13 protein-coding genes, 1 pseudogene and 1 riboswitch are annotated in these 14888 nt (G+C 73.6%); of the genes and pseudogenes, 7 read left to right on the top strand and 7 right to left on the bottom strand.

Features of this window, described 5'->3' with window-relative positions; translation table 11 throughout:
- Positions 1 to 24: 24 nt before the first annotated feature.
- Both C8054_RS26165 and C8054_RS26160 read right to left on the bottom strand, forming a co-directional pair.
- Entirely contained in the window at positions 25 to 264 is a 240-nt protein-coding gene (locus C8054_RS26165; protein ID WP_107161344.1) for a hypothetical protein, read from the bottom strand.
- Positions 261 to 803, bottom strand: a complete 543-nt coding sequence (locus tag C8054_RS26160; RefSeq protein ID WP_107161342.1) for a hypothetical protein — start codon at positions 801 to 803, stop codon at positions 261 to 263. Before C8054_RS26160 ends, C8054_RS26165 begins: the two co-directional genes overlap by 4 nt.
- A gap of 203 nt (positions 804 to 1006) precedes the next feature.
- Between C8054_RS26160 and C8054_RS26155 the strand changes: the two genes are divergently transcribed.
- A complete protein-coding gene (locus C8054_RS26155; RefSeq protein WP_107161339.1) occupies positions 1007 to 1246 on the top strand; it encodes a winged helix-turn-helix domain-containing protein in 240 nt (79 codons plus the stop codon).
- 20 nt (positions 1247 to 1266) lie between these two features.
- On the opposite strand, the gene C8054_RS26150 is transcribed toward C8054_RS26155, so the two are convergent.
- Complete coding sequence (locus C8054_RS26150; protein ID WP_107161337.1) at positions 1267 to 1908, bottom strand: DUF4232 domain-containing protein; 642 nt, start codon at positions 1906 to 1908, stop codon at positions 1267 to 1269.
- Positions 1909 to 2119: 211 nt separating this feature from the next.
- Positions 2120 to 2253, top strand: a riboswitch (SAM riboswitch).
- A 13-nt stretch (positions 2254 to 2266) separates the two neighbouring features.
- Here C8054_RS26150 and thrC point away from each other — a divergent pair.
- The 3 genes from thrC (at position 2267) to paaN (ending at position 6660) form a co-directional block, all read left to right on the top strand.
- Positions 2267 to 3556: a threonine synthase gene (gene thrC, locus C8054_RS26145; protein WP_107161335.1), complete on the top strand. Its 1290-nt coding sequence runs from the start codon at positions 2267 to 2269 to the stop codon at positions 3554 to 3556.
- 358 nt (positions 3557 to 3914) lie between these two features.
- Positions 3915 to 4934, top strand: a complete 1020-nt coding sequence (locus tag C8054_RS26140) for a GNAT family N-acetyltransferase (RefSeq protein ID WP_107161333.1) — start codon at positions 3915 to 3917, stop codon at positions 4932 to 4934.
- A 52-nt stretch (positions 4935 to 4986) separates the two neighbouring features.
- Positions 4987 to 6660, top strand: a complete 1674-nt coding sequence (gene paaN / locus C8054_RS26135) for a phenylacetic acid degradation protein PaaN (RefSeq protein WP_199199923.1) — start codon at positions 4987 to 4989, stop codon at positions 6658 to 6660.
- Between the two features lie 61 nt (positions 6661 to 6721).
- Here the strand turns inward: paaN and C8054_RS26130 are convergent, their stop codons facing one another.
- On the bottom strand, positions 6722 to 7237 hold the full coding sequence (locus C8054_RS26130; protein WP_107161328.1) for a GNAT family N-acetyltransferase: 516 nt from the start codon (positions 7235 to 7237) through the stop codon (positions 6722 to 6724).
- Positions 7238 to 7460: 223 nt separating this feature from the next.
- Here C8054_RS26130 and C8054_RS26125 point away from each other — a divergent pair, with 223 nt between their 5' ends.
- The 3 genes from C8054_RS26125 to groL all read left to right on the top strand — a co-directional run bounded on the left by C8054_RS26125 (position 7461) and on the right by groL (position 11346).
- Positions 7461 to 7664, top strand: a complete 204-nt coding sequence (locus tag C8054_RS26125) for a cold-shock protein (RefSeq protein ID WP_107161326.1) — start codon at positions 7461 to 7463, stop codon at positions 7662 to 7664.
- Positions 7665 to 7773: 109 nt separating this feature from the next.
- Positions 7774 to 9450, top strand: coding sequence for a hypothetical protein (locus C8054_RS26120; RefSeq protein ID WP_107161323.1), 1677 nt, complete (start codon positions 7774 to 7776; stop codon positions 9448 to 9450).
- A gap of 273 nt (positions 9451 to 9723) precedes the next feature.
- Entirely contained in the window at positions 9724 to 11346 is a 1623-nt protein-coding gene (gene groL / locus C8054_RS26115) for a chaperonin GroEL (RefSeq protein WP_107161321.1), read from the top strand.
- A 69-nt stretch (positions 11347 to 11415) separates the two neighbouring features.
- Here groL and C8054_RS26110 read toward each other — a convergent pair whose 3' ends face one another.
- The 3 genes and pseudogenes from C8054_RS26110 to C8054_RS26100 all read right to left on the bottom strand — a co-directional run.
- Positions 11416 to 11634, bottom strand: a complete 219-nt coding sequence (locus C8054_RS26110; protein WP_107161319.1) for a hypothetical protein — start codon at positions 11632 to 11634, stop codon at positions 11416 to 11418.
- A gap of 63 nt (positions 11635 to 11697) precedes the next feature.
- Complete coding sequence (locus C8054_RS26105) at positions 11698 to 12624, bottom strand: GNAT family N-acetyltransferase (RefSeq protein WP_107161317.1); 927 nt, start codon at positions 12622 to 12624, stop codon at positions 11698 to 11700.
- Positions 12625 to 12657: 33 nt separating this feature from the next.
- Positions 12658 to 14604: pseudogene (locus C8054_RS26100) on the bottom strand (S8 family serine peptidase); the annotation flags it as partial.
- Positions 14605 to 14888: the final 284 nt, after the last annotated feature.

The following is a 14888-nucleotide window of genomic DNA, read 5'->3' as shown; positions in this document are numbered from 1 at the left end:
AGGGCGGTTCCGTACCAAGATCTGTCAGTGGCAGCGGCCGGAATGGGCGACCGGGAGCAGGCAGCGTCGGGAGCGGGGGAGCGGGGCGTCGCACCAGACCCGGGTACGCACCGACTGCCGGTCCTCCTCGGACAGCGTGGTCTCGCCGAAGTCGATGGCCAGCACGTGACCGAGCGAGCGGCGCAACGCCATGGACAGCGCGGCGGCCTCGTCCACGCTGGTCAGCGTGGTGGGCAGGTGAATGATCCAGTGCGGCTCGGTCACCGTGGTCGACCCCCGTCGGTCAACCCCTCGGTGTACGACGACAGCGCCGCAGCGGCCGATGTCAGGCTCTCCGCCATCAGGGCGAGGCGTTCGGCGCCGTCCTGCCACTGCCGAACGGTCGTGCCGGTGACCGGGTCGTCGGTCCGGCCGGCGTCGGAGAGCTGTTGCCCGGCAGCGGTGAGCCGGGCCGGTAGCCGCCCGATCCGATCGGCCGCCGTGCCCAACCGGTCCCGCACACCGTCGAGCGCCTCGACCAGCCCGCCGATGGTGGCGGTCTCCCGGTGGCCGGCGGCGACGCGCAGCCGACGTATCCCGTCGCTGACCTGGAATTCCGCGTCCCCGGCCAGGTCGAGGGCGTCCTCGCCGCTGCGCCGGGCCAGCCTGATCGCCGGATGGGCGCAGCCCGCGCCGACGCGCTCCAGCAGCACGGTGGCGGCGGCCACCCCGAGGTACGCCTCCCGCAACTCACCGGTGACCTGCTCGACCGCCCAGATCGCGCTGGCGACGGGTACCTCCGAACTCGTCTCCGCATCCGTCACACCGCGTCTCCTTCGCATGGTGGGGTGCCGGGACAGCGCGAATTCCGGTGGAGATCCGCGCCGCCCGGCCGGGGGGATCGACCAGTGCCTAGCTGGGTGCTCCCGTGGGAAACTTTACCGATAATGCTGGTAAAGTCAACGATGCGCTTGAGGTTTCTCCGGGCCTCGTGATCAGATGGGCATGCCTAGCTGGGAGTACCTGCATGTCCACACCGCGCCGGTTCGAACCGCACTACCGCAGGATCATCACCGACATCAGGCGGCGCATCGCCGATGGCGAGTGGCCACCCGGACACAAGCTGCCCTCCACCAAGGAGTTGGCTGACCTGTATCAGGTGGGCAGTCAGTCGACCGTGCGGCAGGCCATCACGATCCTGATCGAGACCGGAGAGTTGTACGGCCACCAGGGGTTGGGTGTGTTCGTGCCGGATGCCGCCGAGTGACCGGCTGACCGGCTGACCGGCTACAGCGGATTGTCCGGCGTCTCGACCGGGGAGGGCGGGGCGCTCGGCGTGACCGGTTCTGTGGTCGGGTCGACCGGGCGGCGCTTCCAGGCGCTGACCCCGAGCCGGCCGGTGTTGCCGAGGTCGATCGTCCCGTCCATCGCCACCTCGTACGCCGGCCTGCCGGCCACCGGCGCGACGTCGAGCTGAGCGCCCTCGGTGGCCTCCACTGTCGGATCGGTGAACGTGTTGCGCCAGAGCAGCGCGGCACCGGCCCGCTCGCCGGGGCGCAGCACGAGCCGGGTGGGTGGGGCGTCGAAGCCGGAGGTGATCCCCGTCGCGCCCGGGATGATCCTGACCTTGATCGGGTCCCCGTCGGCGTCCCGCAGGCTGACCGCCGGGTAGCCGCGCAGCTCGTACGGCTGGGTTCCGCAGTTGACCAGGTCCAGGCCCATGGCCCGCAACCCCATCGCGGCGCTCACGCCCAGCTCGGTGATCCGGATGCCCTCCGGGGTGCAGGCGGCCGAGGGGGACGGCGCGACCTCGGCGCCCGGCCGGTCCGGCGGCGTGGGCAGCGGGTCGACCCGGGACGGTGTCGCGGCACAGCCCGCCAGCAGCGCAACTCCCGCGAGCCCTCCGATCCGGCCACCCATCCGTCGCATCCGGCGATCATCCCACCCCACCGCCCGGCCCGTGGCCCACCACCTCCCGGCGATCATGAAGTTGACCTCGGGCACCGTCCGATTTGTCGCCGTCAACTTCATGATCGACCGAGGTCAGGGGCGGGAGGCGGGGTCGGTGGGGCGGCCCACTGCGTGGGACCCGGGGTGGCGGGGCGGTGCGCGGCGCATAGACTCGACGGCACAACTGCATACCTCATCCAGAGGGGCTGAGGGATACGGCCCGACGACGCCCCGGCAACCACCCGCACGCTCGACGCCGAGCGCCCTGCGGGCAGGTGCCAATTCCGTCCCCGCCGCACCCGGCGATGCGGGGAAAGATGAGAGGAATTTCCTCGACATGACGTCGACGCTCTCCGCCGTCCCCGGCATCGACACCTCCCGCAGCCCGGCCCGCGCCCTGGTGTGTCGCGCCTGTTCCGCGCGCTACCCGCTGGCCGCCCAGCACGCCTGCTACGAGTGTTTCGGCCCGCTGGAGGTCGACTACGACACCGCCGCCCTGGCCGCCGTCACCCGGGAGCAGATCGAGGCCGGCCCGAACAGCATCTGGCGCTACGCCGCCCTGCTCCCGGCCGGTCAGGACCCGGCCACCCGGGTCACCCTCGACCCGGGGCTGACCCCGCTGGTCGCCGCCGGTCACCTCGCCGCCGAGCTGGGCATCACCGCGCCGCTGTGGGTGAAGGACGACAGTGCCAACCCCACCCACTCGTTCAAGGACCGGGTGGTGTCGGTGGCGCTGACCGCCGCCCGGGCGCTCGGCTTCACCCGCTACGCCTGCGCGTCCACCGGCAACCTGGCCAACTCGGTCGCGGCGCACGCGGCCCGTGCCGGGGTGCCGTCGGTGGTCTTCATCCCCAGCGACCTGGAGCAGGGCAAGGTGGTCACCACCGCCGTCTACGGCGGTGACCTGGTCGCCATCGACGGCTCGTACGACGACGTGAACCGGCTCTGCGGCGAGCTGGTGGAGACCGACGAGTTCGAGGACACCGCGTTCGTCAACGTGAACGTGCGGCCCTTCTACGCCGAGGGCTCCAAGACGCTCGGCTACGAGGTGGCCGAGCAACTCGGCTGGCGGATCCCGGCCCAGGTGGTGATCCCGATGGCCAGCGGCGAGCTGCTCACGAAGATCGACAAGGCGTTCACCGAGCTGGTGGAGATCGGCCTGGTCGAGGCGCCGGCCGGCGGCTGGAAGGTGTTCGGCGCGCAGTCCGCCGGCTGCAACCCGATCGCCACCGCGCTGCACGACGACCGCGACACCATCGCCCCGGTCAAGCCGACCGGCATCGCCAAGTCGCTCAACATCGGCGACCCGGCCGCCGGCGTCTACGCGCTGGAGGCGGTCCGCCGCACCGGCGGCTGGATGGAGTACGCCGACGACGACGAGATCCGCGCCGGGATCACGCTGCTGGCGCGGACCACCGGCGTGTTCGCCGAGACGGCCGGCGGCGTGACGGTGGCGGTGCTGCGCAAGCTGGTCGAGTCGGGCCGGCTGGACCCGACCGCGGAGACGGTGATCTTCAACACCGGCGAGGGTCTCAAGACGCTCGACGCGGTGGCCGCCGCCTCCGGCCCCACGCACCGCATCAAGCCCAGCCTCCGCGCCGCCCGCGACGCCGGCCTCCTGGGCTGACCCCTCACCCCCATGCACCTCTTTCACGGAAAGTGTGGCTATCCGGGGCGGAATAGCCACACTTTCCGTGAATCAGCGCGCCGCCTTCGTGAGGCGGGCACGCCCGGGAGAGGGATCGCGAGCGACCAGCGGTGACGGGGGATGTGCGGCGCGTGTCGGAAAACTGTCACCGCAGGACTTGACGGCAGGAACCGGACGGCGCAAGATGCTCGGTGCGGGAGGGCATTCGCCGGAGACTTTTCAAAGTTTTGCGACCCAACGCCGGAGGCGTTGTGCGGACGTCCCTCCCGACCAACGTAGGACAGGGCCAGCGGAAAACCGCTGGCCCTGTCGCCTTTTCCGGGGCAGGCTCGCCGCCATGGGCCTGACCGTCACCCCACTGGACGCGGCCGACCTGCCGACGCTCGACGCGGCGTACCGGATCGCGGAAGCGGCCCGGGCCGTCGACGAACCGGATCTGCCGCCGACCTGCCGCCGGCGGTTCGAGGCGCTGCTGCGGCACCCGATGCCCGGCATCGACGGGCGGTGGGTCGTCGCCCGCCTCGACGGGGTGCCCGTCGGTTGGCTCCGGCTGCACCTGCACACGCTGGAGAACACCGAGAATGCCAGCGTCGAGCTGGTGGTCGACCCGGCCCACCGGCGGCGCGGGATCGGCCGCGCGCTGCACGCGCACGGCCTGCGGCTGCTCCGGGAGCACGGCGGCAAGCGGCTGGTGGGTTCCACCGTCGCCGCACTGCCCGGCGAGGAGGACCGGGAGTTTCCGGGCGCGGCGTTCGCTGCCGCGATGGGCGCGACGGCGGCCAATGCCGACGTGCGCCGCCGGCTCGACGTGGCCGCGCTGGACCGGACCCGGCTGGCCGCGCTGCACGCCGACGCCTGCGCGGCGGCCACCGGCTACCGGACCGTGCGCTGGCGCGACCGCGTGCCCGACGAGCACGTCGCGGACGTCGCCCACCTGGAGGGCCGGCTGCTGCTCGACGCGCCCATGGGCGAGCTGGCCTGGGAGCAGCAGAAGATGGACGTGCAACGGAAGCGGGGCGTGGAGCGGGCGCTCGACGCGCGGGGCGTGCGTCGCTACAACACCGGCGCGGTGCACGAGGCATCCGGCCGGCTGGTCGGCTGGAGCCAGCTCAGCCTGGAGGCGAGCAGCACCGAGCACGCCTGGCAGCAGATCACCATCGTCGACCCCGGGCACCGCGGCCACCGGCTCGGCCTGCTCACCAAGGCCGCCAACCTGGGGTACGCGCTGGCGCACGAACCGGCGCTGCGGACCGTCGACACCTGGAACGCCGCCGCCAACGGTCCCATGATCGCGATCAACGAACAGCTCGGCTTCCGCCCGGCCGCCGGCTCGGTCGACTGGCAGTTGACGATCTGAGTTGTGACACGCCCCTACTGATCTGGTGCCTTTCTGTTGCATGATGGCGGGCATGACGGAGACCCCGCACCCCCTGTACGCCAGGCACGCCGAGACCCTCGACCGGGCGCTGACCGCCATCACGGAGCGCGGGTACTGGTCCGCCTATCCCGAGTCGCCCAGCCCCCGGGTGTACGGCGAGACCGCCGCCGCCGACGGCAAGGCCGCCTTCGAGGCGTACCTGGGCGGCGACTTCCCGCTCGACCAGGCGAGCGACGGCACCACCGTGGCCACCGAGGCCAGCCCGTTCGGCGTGGCGCTGGACGTCCGCTACCCGCACGTCGGCGCGGACGCGCTGGTGGCCGCCGCCACCGCCGCGCTGCCGGCCTGGCGCGACGCCGGCCCGAAGGCCCGCGCGGGCGTCTGCCTGGAGATCCTCGACCGGCTGCACAAGAACGTGTTCGAGCTGGCCAACGCCGTGCAGTTCACCAGCGGCCAGGCGTTCGTGATGGCGTTCCAGGCCGGCGGCGCGCACGCGCTGGACCGCGCGCTGGAGGCGGTCGCCTACGCGTACGCCGAGATGACCCGCCACCCGGGGACGGCCGGCTGGGAGAAGGCCGCCGGCAAGGGCGACCCGCTGCGGATGACCAAGACGTTCCACGTGGTGCCGCGCGGGGTGGCGCTGGTCATCGGCTGCAACACGTTCCCGACCTGGAACTCGTACCCCGGGCTGTTCGCGTCGCTGGTCACCGGCAACCCGGTGGTCGTGAAGCCGCATCCGCGCGCCGTGCTGCCGCTGGCGATCACCGTGAAGTACGCCCGCCAGGTGCTCGCCGAGGCCGGCTTCGACCCGAACCTGGTGCAGCTCGCCCCCGAGGCGGACGGCGAGAAGCTCGCCTCGACGCTGGCCCTGCACCCGGCCGTGAAGATCGTCGACTTCACCGGCTCCACCGAGTACGGCGACTGGCTGGAGGCGAACGCCCGGCAGGCCGCCGTCTACACCGAGAAGGCCGGCCTGAACACGGTGGTGATCGACTCGACCGACGACTTCGTCGGGCTCTGCCGCAACCTGGGCTTCACGCTCACGCTCTACAGCGGCCAGATGTGCACCACCTCGCAGAACCTGCTGATCCCGCGCGACGGCATCGAGACCGACCAGGGGCACAAGAGCTTCGACGAGGTGGCCGCCGGGATCGCCGGCGCGGTCGCCAAGCTGACCGCCGACCCGGCCCGGGGCGTGGAGCTGACCGGCGCGATCGTCAACGACGGGGTGCTGGAGCGCCTCGACGAGGTCACCAAGGTCGGCGAGCCGGTGTTGGAGTCCCGCACCGTCGAGCACCCGTCCTTCCCGGGCGCGGTGGTGCGTACGCCGACCGTGGTCAAGCTCGACGCCGGCGACACCGCGACGTACGCGCGTGAGTGGTTCGGGCCGATCTCGTTCGCCATCGCGACCGACTCGACCGAGCACAGCCTGCGCATCCTGCGCGAGACGGTGGGGGAGAAGGGCGCGCTGACCGCGGCCGTCTACTCCACCGACGAGGCGGTGCTGGACGCGGCCGAGGCGGCGGCGATCGACGCCGGCGTGCACCTGTCCTGCAACCTGACCGGTGGCGTGTTCGTCAACCAGTCGGCGGCGTTCTCCGACTTCCACGGCTCCGGCGCGAACCCCGCGGCCAACTCCGCCCTGACCGACGGCGCCTACGTGGCCAACCGCTTCCGCGTCGTCCAGTCCCGCCGCCACGCGTGAAAGGAGGGGCCCCTTCTTAACGCATTCGGTAGAGGAGGGGCCCCCGCTTAACACCCACCCGTCAGGCGGGGCGGCGCATCTGGAGTTCGCGCAGGACGGGCAGCCGGGGGTGCGGGACGCGTACCCCGGTGTCGGTGAAGCCCAACTTGCGGTAGGCCCGGCAGGCACGGTCGTTGCCCACCACCACCTCCATCATCAACTCGGGCCGCCCGCAGGCCCGGGACCAGGCCGCCACCGCGTCCACCAGCGCGGCCAGCAGCCCGGTGCCCCGGCGAGCCGGGGTCACGTAGACCGCGTAGACGAGCGTCAGGCCCGGCTCGTCCGGGGCGGCGATGCCACCGGCGTGACCGACCAGGCGGGCGTCCGCCTCGGCGACGAACTGGGCGATCTGGTCGCCGCGCGAGACCGTCGCCACCCGGGCCGCGAAGTCCGCGTGCGGGCGGGCGGCGGCCTCGGCCACCGTCTCCAGGAAAGCCAGCGGACTGTCGGCCAGCATCTCCAACCGGAGCGCCCGCATCCGGGCGGCGTCCTCCGGACGGATCCGCCGGACGGTGGGCGGGACGGGCGCGCTGGTCATGCCGCATACATACCGGACCGGGTCGGAGCGGGCGCGTCCGGGTGCCGTACCGCGCCCGGAATATGCCCGATTTGTGGTCGTGCGCGGTCGTCACTCCTCGTGTAGCGTGCGATTTCGGTCACCGATTCAGCGGCCCTCGCCGATCGCCGAAACCCGGTGCGCCGCCGGTGCCGGTCCGCCGGTCTCCGGGTGTTGGACGCCGCGCAGAGTGAGGAAGTGCACCGTGGCACAGGGCACCGTGAAGTGGTTCAACTCCGAAAAGGGCTACGGCTTCATCGCCGTCGACGGCGGTCAGGACGTCTTCGTCCACTTCTCCGCGATCGAGATGGACGGCTACAAGGCTCTGGACGACGGCCAGCGGGTCGAGTTCGAGATCGCCCAGGGCCAGAAGGGTCCGCAGGCCGAGCACGTCCGCGTCATCGCCTGATCGCTACCGGCCGTCGCCCACGGCCGAACCACCCCGACCGGGGCTGCGATGCCGCCCCGCACCGTGGAAGATCATGAGCCGTTCCAGCCGTTGCCGCTGAGGAGGGCCCATGTCCGACCTGCCCCCGTCGGGTTCCACCGAGCCGGTGCTCCCGGCCGACCCGGCCCGGCCCACGCCGCCGCCCGCCGGGCCGGCGCCGGAGCAGTCGGGTCCGTCCGGGTCGCAACCGCCCGCCGGGCCGAGGGCGGACCAGTCCGGGCCGCAGCCGCCCGCTGCCGGTCAGCCGCCCGCCGGGTCGGCGCCGGAGCAGTCCGGGTCGTCCGTGCCGATGCCGGGCCAGTCCGGGCCGCAGCCGCCCGTCGCCGGTCAGCCGCCCGCCGCCGGTCAGCTGCCGCCCGTCGATCCGTGGGCCGACCTGACCACCGCCGGTCGGCCGTACTCCGCCCCGCCGGCCGGCTGGCCCCACTCGGCCCCGCCTGCCGGCTGGCCCGCGCCGGAGCCCGCGCCGCCCGGTTGGCCCGCCGAGCCGGACGTCCCGTCGGGCTGGTCCGCGCCGGGCTCCGACCCGGGGGCGCCGAACCCGCCCGGTACCCCGCCGCCCGGCTGGCCCGCCGCGCCGGCCCTCCCGCCGGGCGGGTCCGCGCCGGGCTCCACGCCACCTGCCGGCTGGCCCGGGCCAGCCGCCGGGCCGGCGCACCCGGGCCAGCCGATGCCCGGTATGCCGTATCCGGGTCAGCCGATGCCCGGCATGCCATACCCGGGTCAGCCATACCCGGGTCAGCCGTATCCGGGTCAGCCGATTCCGGGTGCGGGGCATCCGGGTCAGCCGATGCCGGGCGTGCCGTATCCGGGCCAGCCGATGCCGGGCGCGGTCTACCCCGGGCCGCCGATGCCGGGCGCCGCGTATCCGGGGCACCCGGTGTCCGGGGGTTGGTATCCCGGTCTCGATCCGCAGGACCCGCTGGTCACCCCGCCGTACGCGGGCGTCGGGGGATGGTTCGCGCGGTGCGCCGGCGCGGTACGGCGGGGGTGGCGGCAACTCCTGCCGATCATGCTGCTCACCCAGGGCGTTCCGGCGGCGGTGATCTCCGTACTCTCGCTCTTCCTGGTCCCCGCCGACGAGATGGCGACCGGCCCGGACGGCGCGCCGGTGCTGCCGGACGGCTATCTGGAGCACGTGTTCGTGTTCTACGGCGCGGTCCTGTTCGCCGCGTTGGTCTTCGGTCCGCTCCAGGCGGTCGGCTGGGGCGCGGGCACCTGGGTGGTCGCCCGGCAGGCGGCCGGCGAGCCGGCCGGCCTGGGCGGGGCGCTCCGGTTCGGCGCGCGGCGCGCGCTCGGCCTCTGGGGCTGGACGATCGTCGTCTCGCTGCTGATCACGGTCGGGGCCTGTCTCTGCCTGCTGCCCGGCATCTACGCCGGGTTCGCGGTCGCGTTGTTCGGGCCGGTCTACCTGTTCGAGCGGCAGGAGCCGGTCGGGCGGGCCTGGCGGATGTTCCACAACCGCTTCGGCATGGTGCTGGGTCGGGTGGCGCTGGTGGCGTGCGCGCTGGTCGCCGCCGCCGTGCTGGACGCCGTGGTGGGCGCGGTGAGTGGCGCGGCGTTCGGCACGGATCCGATGTCCGCGCCGGGCACCGCGGTCGGGGCGGTGACGTTGGCCGTGGTGGGTGCCTCGCTGGCCGCCCCGGCCTATCTCGCGCAGCTCGTCGGGCTGGTCGTCGCGTACGCCGAGCAGCGGGCCCACGAAGGCCCGGTGAACGCGGCCCGGCTGGCTGCGGAACTCGGCTGAGCGGTGCGGTCGTGCTTGCACTCGGCTAGGGAGAGTGCTAAACAAGTCATTGGCACTCGCGTACGGTGAGTGCCAATGGTCGGGACGGTAGGGCCACGGTCGCACCGGCGTCGCAGAGACGTCGGAGTGGCACGGGCCGGTCGTCGCGGGCTGTCCGGCCCGACCGAGGAGGACGTCGTCGTCGCCAGGTGGCGACGTCCCCAAGGTGCGTACACCAGACGGCCCATCCGGGCATCCCGGGTGGCCCGTGAGTGTCCAGGAGGACAACGCCGTATGGCCAAGATGATCGCGTTCGACGAAGAGGCGCGCCGCGGCCTCGAGCGGGGCATGAACCAGCTCGCCGACGCCGTGAAGGTGACGCTCGGACCCAAGGGCCGCAACGTCGTGCTCGAGAAGAAGTGGGGTGCCCCCACCATCACCAACGATGGTGTGAGCATCGCCAAGGAGATCGAGCTCGAGGACCCGTACGAGAAGATCGGCGCTGAGCTGGTCAAGGAGGTCGCGAAGAAGACCGACGACGTCGCCGGTGACGGCACGACGACGGCGACCGTCCTGGCCCAGGCCCTGGTCCGCGAGGGCCTGCGCAACGTGGCCGCCGGTGCCAACCCGATGGCCCTGAAGCGGGGCATCGAGGCCGCCGTCTCCAGCGTCTCGGAGGAGCTGCTCAAGCTCGCCAAGGACGTGGAGACCAAGGAGCAGATCGCCTCCACCGCCTCCATCTCCGCCGCCGACCCGAGCGTTGGCGAGATCATCGCCGAGGCGATGGACAAGGTGGGCAAGGAAGGCGTCATCACCGTCGAGGAGAGCAACACCTTCGGCCTGGAGCTTGAGCTCACCGAGGGCATGCGCTTCGACAAGGGCTACATCTCCGCCTACTTCATGACCGACCCGGAGCGTATGGAGGCCGTCTTCGACGACCCGTACATCCTGATCGTCAACAGCAAGATCTCGTCGGTGAAGGACCTGCTCCCGATCCTGGAGAAGGTCATGCAGTCGGGCAAGCCGCTGCTGATCATCGCCGAGGACCTGGAGGGCGAGGCCCTCGCCACGCTGGTCGTCAACAAGGTCCGGGGCACCTTCAAGTCGGTCGCCGTCAAGGCGCCGGGCTTCGGTGACCGCCGTAAGGCCATGCTGACCGACATCGCCATCCTCACCGGTGGCCAGGTCATCAGCGAGGAGGTCGGCCTCAAGCTGGACGCCGTCAACCTCGACATGCTGGGCCGCGCCCGCAAGGTCGTGGTGACCAAGGACGAGACCACCGTGGTCGACGGCGCCGGTGACGCCGAGCAGATCCAGGGCCGGGTGAACCAGATCCGGGCCGAGATCGACAAGAGCGACTCCGACTACGACCGGGAGAAGCTGCAGGAGCGTCTGGCCAAGCTGGCCGGCGGTGTTGCGGTCATCAAGGTCGGCGCGGCCACCGAGGTCGAGCTGAAGGAGCGCAAGCACCGCATCGAGGACGCCGTCCGCAACGCGAAGGCCGCCGTCGAGGAGGGCATCGTCCCGGGTGGTGGCGTCGCGCTGGTGCAGGCCGGCAAGACCGCCTTCGACAAGCTGGACCTGGCCGGCGACGAGGCGACCGGCGCGCAGATCGTCAAGATCGCGCTGGACGCCCCGCTGCGGCAGATCGCCGTCAACGCCGGCCTCGAGGGTGGCGTCGTCGTCGAGCGGGTCCGCAACCTCGACCCGGGTCACGGCCTCAACGCCGCGACCGGCGAGTACGTCGACCTGCTGGCCGCCGGCATCATCGACCCGGCCAAGGTGACCCGTTCCGCACTGCAGAACGCCGCCTCGATCGCCGCGCTGTTCCTCACCACCGAGGCCGTCGTGGCGGACAAGCCGGAGAAGACCCCGGCCGCCCCGGCTGGCCCGGGTGGCGGGGAGATGGACTTCTGAGTCCAGCCTCACCCAGTACGCCGACAGGGGGCGGGCCGCGTCAGCGGTCCGCCCCCTTCCGCGTCCGCGTCAGGTGGGCAGCGGGCGTTGGTTGCGTCGCTTGTGCGCCCGGCCGTACGGCGGCAGCAGCCGCCTCGGCTCGTCCACCGGTTGCCGGGGCTCCTCCACGGCCGGCTGGTCCGCCGCGTCCTGCTCGGCGTCGCCCACGTCGAGCCGCTCGGTGGGCAGCTCGCCGGTCGGGCGTCGGTCCGTCGCCGGGTCGTCGGTCCGTTCGTTCTCCGTGGTCATGACGGGCCTCCTCTGCCCCTCGAACGGTAGGGGCCGGCCGAAAGACGTGGAGGGCGAACGGCGTTATGCCCCGTTGACGGCTTTTCGGTAGAGGAAGAAGACGCGCTCGATCCGGGCCCCGACCGCGTTCGAGTAGAACGGCACCGGGCCGACCCAACCGATCTGCGCCTCGGTGAGCCCGGCCGCCGCCTGGTCGCGCAGACAGCGGCGCAACAGCACCCCACCGATCCCGGAACCCTCGGCCGCCGGGGCGGTGCCCATCGGCCCGAACCAGCTCGGCCGCGCCGACCCGTACGCGGCGAAGCCGAGGATCTCGCCGTCCCGCTCGGCCAGGTGGGTGCCCGCGTCGGGGCGGCCCACCGAACCGGCCAGCTCACCGTCCCAGACGCCGCCGAACGTGGCGCGGGCGAACGCTTCCAGCGCCGGCAGGTCAGTGGGTACGGCCCGGCGTACCGTCACGCCCCGTTCGGCCAGCCGCCGCTCGGTGGCCTCGGTGGGTCGCAGCGCGGTCGACCCCTCGGTCAGCGCGGCGGTCATGTTCCAGGCGGTCCGGTCCTGCCGGTACCCGAGCCGCAACGCGGCACAGACGGCCGGTGTGTAGCGGACGTCGATGCCCGGCCACGCGTAGTGCGGCGGGTTGCCGGCGAGCAGCACCTCGGACGCGCCGAGTGCGGCCAGCCGGGTCTCCGCGTCGGCCAGCAGCGCCGCGCCGATCCCCTGGCGGCGGTGCGTCGGGGCCACCGCGACCAGGTCGACGTGACCGCGCCGCGGATCGGTCACCGACCGGGACCCGACCAGCACGCCGACCAGCGTGCCGTCGCGGACCGCGCCGAGCAGCAGCACCGGCCGGTCGGCCGCGGCCCGCACCGCCAGCGTGGCCACCACGGCCGGCGCCTCGGCCGCGTCCTCCGGCAGGTCCAGCGACCGCCGGCAGAGCGCGACGACCTCGGGAAGGCGGTCCGGACCCAGCTCGATGATCTCCACGTCCATGGTCGCCGACCCTAGGCCATTCCGGCAGGGTTGTTAACCGTTCCGTGCCGCCCGCACCGCCGCGTACGCGTCGACCAGGCCGGCGCCGACCAGGTCCCGGGTGCCGCCGCAGGTGGTACCGGCCGGGGCGGTGGCCGGTGTGGCGGTCTCGGTGAGGATCCGGCGGGTCCGGGCCAGGTCCCCGACCAGCGCCGGGTTCGCCGACCACATCAGCGCCACCACGCCGGCCACCTGCGGTGTCGCCATCGAGGTGCCGTCCAGGGTGGCGTACCCGCCCCCGGGGAACGCCGACGGCACCGCCGCGCCCGGCGCCACCAGGTCGGGCTTGGGAGCCTCCCCGGTCGGGCCCCGGCTGGAGAACTCGGTGAGCCGGCGCGCCCGGTCGACCGCGCCGACCGTGAGCACGTCCGGGTACGGCGCCGGCGGGTCGACGATCGACCCGCAGTACGGGCCGGTGTTGCCGGCGGCGGCCACCACCAGGATGCCGGCCGCGGCCAGCGCGGCGGTCGCCGGGCGCAACGCCCCCGGATCGCACCCCTCCAGCGGCGGGCAGCCCCACGAGTTGGTCAGCACGTCCGGCGCGCGCTGCGGCCGGCCGTCGGTCAGCGGGTTCCCGCCCGGCGGGAACGGCGCCAGCATGAACTGGAGGCAGTCGAGGTAGCGGGCCGGGCTGCCGAGGTTGCGGTCCAGGTTGACGCAGCCCACCCAGCTCGCCCCGGGCGCCACCCCGATCCCGTCGCGGCCCACCGCGCTGCCGAGCGTGTGGGTGCCGTGACCGCCCCGGTCGGCCGGCGTGCGGCGGTGCTCCCACGGGTCGTACCAGGAGTCGTCGCCGCCCCGGAAACCGGGCGCCAGCGCCGGATGCCGGCCGTCCACCCCGGAGTCGGAGCTGCCCACCACCACGCCGGCGCCGGTCACGCCCAGCTCCGACCAGACCCGGTCCGCCCCGATCAGCGACACGTTCCAGGTGGGACCGGTCGGTGCCGGGGTGTCGCCCCGGGCCGGCGGCGCCGCCGCGGGCAGCGGACGCGGGCGCTGGTCGACGAGCACCCGGGCCACCTCGGGCCGGTCGGACAACCACGCCCGGACGCCCGGACCGCCGTCCGTGGAGATGGCGTTGACCAGGTAGTACGGCGTCGGGTTCAGGCGCAGCCGGGTCAGCGTGCGGCGCAGGTCGCCCTGGGTGCGGTCGGCGGTCGCCACCAGCCGCCGGTAGACCTCGGCGGCCCGCGCGTCCCGCCCCGCCCGGCCCGGCGCACCGGCCGGCAGGCCGCTCAGGTCCGCCTGCTCGCGCAGCACCACCAGCAGCCGCTCGCCGTACAGGCCCGGCTGGCCGGGGACCACGTACACCACCGCCACGGCGGCCAGCAGGGCCACGGCGGCCAGCCCGGCCACCCCCCGCCGGGGCGTGCCGGCACGGCGACGGGCGAGCAGCACGGCGTACCCGACGGCGAGCAGCACCGCGACGGCGAACGCCGTGCCGGTGCCCACCGCGACCCAGAACGGCACGTCCCTGCTGCTGGCCAGCAACAGGGTGATCTCCTCCGGGTCGGTGAAGGCCAGCGGCCCGGCCAGCGCCAGGCCGACCAGCCAACGGGCCGGTGCGGCCCCGGCGGGGCGGCCGGCGTGTCGGGCCGCGGCCTCCAGCGCGCCCAGCACGAAGCCGAGCGGCGGCAGCAGCACCAGGCCCGGCAACTGCGCGCCGGACTGCCCCGCGCCGGCCGCCAGCATCGTCAGCGTGACGCCGGCGACCAGACCGCCGAGCAGCACCAGCTGGACCGGTCGGGGCGTCGGCCCGGCGGCGAACGCGGCCCAGAACCCCGGGCCGAGCAGCACGCCGCCCAGCATGCCGAACGCGGCGGCGGCCAGCCCGGCGAGCAGCGTCTCCAGCGCGCCGCCCAGCGCGCCCACCCACACCCAGGGCAGCAGCATCGCCAGCCCGGCGGCCACCGCCAGCAACGTCACCGCGCCAGGACGCGCGCCCCCGCCGCCGGCCGGCCCGGTCCCGCCGTCCGCCGTCCCGGGGCCGGCCGGCCCGGTGGCCGTCGCCGGGCCGTCCGCCGAGGTCCCGGCATCTGCCGAGGTCCCGGCGTCCGCCGGGGCGGGGCCGGTCGGTCCGGTGGTCGTCGCCGGGCCATGATCGTCAACGTCGACCTGTGGCGCTGCCTGCTCCCCGAGGACCTGCCGGCATTCCTGACCCGAGGGCTGCTCAAGGCCGACCGGATCGAGCTGGTCGCCAGCCACGTCGACGTGGACCAGCGGGC

Source organism: Micromonospora sp. RP3T (genome assembly GCF_003027925.1).
Taxonomy (GTDB): Bacteria; Actinomycetota; Actinomycetes; order Mycobacteriales; family Micromonosporaceae; genus Micromonospora.
The sequence above is the reverse complement of the archived record's forward strand: the minus strand, read 5'-3'. Positions and strand labels throughout refer to the sequence as shown.